Origin of the sequence: Aminivibrio pyruvatiphilus (assembly GCF_004366815.1) — a bacterium.
Lineage (GTDB): Bacteria > Synergistota > Synergistia > Synergistales > Aminobacteriaceae > Aminivibrio > Aminivibrio pyruvatiphilus.
On the sequence record NZ_SORI01000048.1, the window covers coordinates 1 to 3607 of the forward strand.

The window sequence follows — 3607 nt, forward strand, 5'->3', positions numbered from 1 at the left end:
ATGTCACACCGAACAATTGACGAGCTGTGCGAAGAGCTGGTAAGGAAGCACGAGGAAGCGCAGGGAGGCGGAGGACCGAAGGCGATAGCGAAGCAGAAGGAGAAGGGTAAGGGTACGGCCCGGGAGAGGATAGCGAAGCTCCTGGACGCCGGAACCTTTGTGGAGCTGGACGAATACGTCCGTCACCGGTGCACGAACTTCGGCCTCGAGAAGACGAAGTACTACACCGACGGAGTGGTCACCGGCTGGGGACTTGTGGACGGTCGGAAAGTGTACGTCTACAGCCAGGACTTCACCGTGCTGGGCGGGTCACTCGGAGAAATGCATGCGGCGAAGATCTGCAAGGTCATGGACCTTGCGCTGTCCACCGGTTGTCCCGTCATCGGCATCAACGACAGCGGGGGAGCGCGGATCCAGGAAGCGGTGGACTCCCTCAACGGATACGGTGCCATCTTCTACCGGAACACCATCAGCAGCGGAGTCATCCCGCAGATCAGCATCATAGCGGGCCCCACCGCCGGAGGGGCGGTCTACAGCCCTGCGCTCACCGACTACATCTTCATGGTGGAGGGCACGGGCATCATGCACATCACCGGTCCCGCCGTCATCAAGGCGGTCACCGGCGAAGAAGTCACCAGTGAAGAACTCGGCGGCTCCATGGCGCACAACGCCAAAAGCGGCAACGCCCACTTCACCGCCAAAACGGAGGACGAATGCTTTGGCCAGGTCAGGAAGCTGCTGAGCTACCTTCCTCTCAACAACCTTGAAAGCGCGCCGGAAGTTCCGGTGGCGGACGACCCGTACCGCCGCGCCATGGAGCTCCGGACCATCGTCCCCACCAACCCCAACAAAGGGTACGACATGCGGGACGTCATCCGGAAAGTCGTGGACGGAGAAGACTTCTTTGAAGTCCAGCCCCTGTGGGCCAAAAACATCCTCACCGGATACGGCCGGGTGGGCGGCAAAGTCATCGGCATCATAGCCAACCAGGCCAACAACATGGCCGGTTGCCTCGACATCAACGCCTCCGACAAGGCCAGCCGGTTCATCCGGCACTGCGACGCCTTCAACATCCCCATCGTCACCTTTGTCGACGTTCCCGGATACCTCCCCGGCACCGAACAGGAATTCGGGGGCATCATCCGGCACGGCGCCAAAATGCTCTACGCCTACAGCGAAGCCACCGTGCCGCTCATCACCGTTGTCGTCAGGAAAGCCTACGGAGGGGCGTACCTCGGCATGTGCAGCAAGGCCCTCGGAGCCGACATGGTTCTCGCGTGGCCCCAGGCCGAAATTGCCGTCATGGGAGCCGAAGGAGCCGCCAACATCGTCTTCCGGAAAGACATCGAAGGGGCGGAAGACAGCACCGCCATGAGAAGCAAAAAGATCGAAGACTACCGTGAAGCCTTCGCCAACCCCTACGTAGCCGCCGAGCGGGGTCTTGTCGACCGTGTCATCCTGCCCGAGGCCACGCGGGAAGAAATCTGGCAGGCGCTGGCCGGCAACGAAACCAAGCGCAGCCTCCGTCCGCGGAGGAAGCACGGCGTCATGCCCCACTGACGGAGAGGAAGGAGGAAAGAACATGAACCCCATCCATGAACAGATCGAAGGAGTAGGCGGCGCCATCACCATGAGCATCATCGCCTTCAGCGTCGTCTTCCTCGTCCTTGGAGGCCTCAGCGGCATCATCTACGGCATCAAGTACATGGCCTCCGCCCTGGAGCGGAAGAAGAGCGGAGGAAGCGGAACAGCGCCGGCGCCCGCGGCCCCGGCCCCGGCAGTCCATGCCGCCCCTGTGGCTGCAGCCGGAACGGACAAAGGCCGGCTGCTCGCCGTCATCAGCGCCGCGGTAGCCGCCGTCGAAGGCCCCGGAGCCCGCATCACCTCCGTGCGCCCCTGCGGAGCCGTCGCCGTCGCCCCCCGGGGCGGCCTTGAATGGAAAAGGGTAGGCATCATCGAAACCCTCGGCGGCCTCAGCCGGGACTGGAAATAACCCCGGACCCTGGAAGGAACGGCAGCACGGAGCGCAAACAGAGCCCGGACAGAGTATAAACAGAGCGCAGACAGAGCAAAAGCAGAGTATAAACAGAACGGCACAGCCGACACAACCACAACCACAAGGAGGCGTACCACCACCATGACCAAAAAATACAAAATCACCGTAGACGGAACCGCCTACACCGTAGAAGTCGAAGACCTCGGCGCCGGAGCCCCGGCCGCCGCTCCCGCGCCGGCGGCAGCGCCGGCCCCTGCCCCTGCGGCTGCACCCGCACCTGCCGCCCCGGCCCCTGCACCGGCCCCAGCCGCCGGAGGCGCCGGAGCCCCCGTCACCGCGCCCATGCCCGGCAAAATCCTCCGGGTAGCCGTCAGCGTCGGAGCGCCCGTCAAGAACGGGGACCTTGTCCTCGTCCTCGAAGCCATGAAGATGGAAAACGAAATCTTCTCGCCCGCGGACGGAGTGGTCAAGGAAATCCGCGCCCGAGACGGAGAAACGGTCAACACCGGCGACGTCATGATGATCATCGGCTGACGGGTCCGCCCGTCAGCCCGACACCCGGACCTGCAAAGGAGGGACCCCCCGGCCAATGGATATTTACATCCAGTCAATAGGACAGATTCTCACATCCTCCGGCTTTGCCGGACTCACCGGCGGTCACGTCGTCATGCTCCTCGTGGCGCTGACCATGCTCTACCTCGCCATAGGCAAGGGCTTTGAGCCCCTGCTGCTGGTGCCCATCGGATTCGGCTGTCTCCTCGTCAACCTGCCCCTCTCGGGCATCATGGACGACGGAGGCTTTCTGCGGTACGTCTTCTTCGGCACGGAGCATGAAATCTACCCCGTCATCATCTTCATGGGCATAGGAGCCCTTACGGACTTCGCGCCCCTGCTGGCCAACCCCGTCACGTTCCTCCTCGGTGCGGCGGCGCAGTTCGGCGTCTTCATCGCCCTCTTCGGTGCCATGGTCATGGGCTTCTCGGTGAAGGAAGCGGCGTCCATCGCCATCATCGGGGGAGCGGACGGCCCGACGAGCATCTACCTCACCATGAAGCTCGCGCCGCAGATCCTTGGGGCGGTGGCGGTGGCGGCGTACAGCTACATGTCCCTCGTGCCGCTCATCCAGCCGCCGGTCATCAAGATGTTCACCACCCATGAAGACCGGAAGATCCGGATGGACAGCCTTCGCCCCGTATCGAAGCTCGAGAAGATCCTCTTCCCCATCGTCACCACCATGGCGGCGGGCCTCATCCTGCCGGCGTCGGTGCCGCTGGTGGGCATCCTCATGTTCGGCAACCTGGTGAGGGAATGCGGGGTCACGGACAGGCTGAGCCTTGCGGCGCAGAACGAAATCCTCAACGCCACCACCATCTTCCTCGGACTGTCGGTGGGAGCCACCATGAACGCGGAGCACTTCCTCACGGTGGCGACGCTGAAGATCGTGGTGCTGGGACTTGTGGCGTTCGTCTTCAGCACGGCGGGAGGAGTGTGGTTCGGCCAGGTGCTGAAGAAGTGGAGCGGCGGGAAGATCAACCCCATGATAGGTGCGGCGGGAGTGTCCGCGGTGCCCATGGCGGCTCGCGTAGTGCAGCGGGTGGCCCAGAAGGAGAG

4 protein-coding genes are annotated in these 3607 nt (G+C 63.3%); all 4 read left to right on the forward strand.

The window, feature by feature from the left end:
* Window positions 1-1560 (forward strand): acyl-CoA carboxylase subunit beta (locus tag C8D99_RS14995; RefSeq protein WP_133959309.1); only part of this gene is annotated, 1560 nt, incomplete at its 5' end.
* Window positions 1561-1582: 22 nt separating this feature from the next.
* Entirely contained in the window at window positions 1583-1993 is a 411-nt protein-coding gene (locus C8D99_RS15000; RefSeq protein WP_133959310.1) for an OadG family protein, read from the forward strand.
* Window positions 1994-2137: 144 nt separating this feature from the next.
* Window positions 2138-2530, forward strand: coding sequence for a biotin/lipoyl-containing protein (locus tag C8D99_RS15005; protein WP_133959311.1), 393 nt, complete (start codon window positions 2138-2140; stop codon window positions 2528-2530).
* Window positions 2531-2585: 55 nt separating this feature from the next.
* Window positions 2586-3607: sodium ion-translocating decarboxylase subunit beta (locus C8D99_RS15010; protein WP_133959312.1), on the forward strand; the 1022-nt coding region annotated here is incomplete at its 3' end.

Coding starts and splice junctions, on each gene's coding strand:
- C8D99_RS15000 (WP_133959310.1), top strand. CDS start 1,583: ATGAACCCCATCCATGAACAGATCGAAGGAGTAGGCGGCGCCATCACC.
- C8D99_RS15005 (WP_133959311.1), top strand. CDS start 2,138: ATGACCAAAAAATACAAAATCACCGTAGACGGAACCGCCTACACCGTA.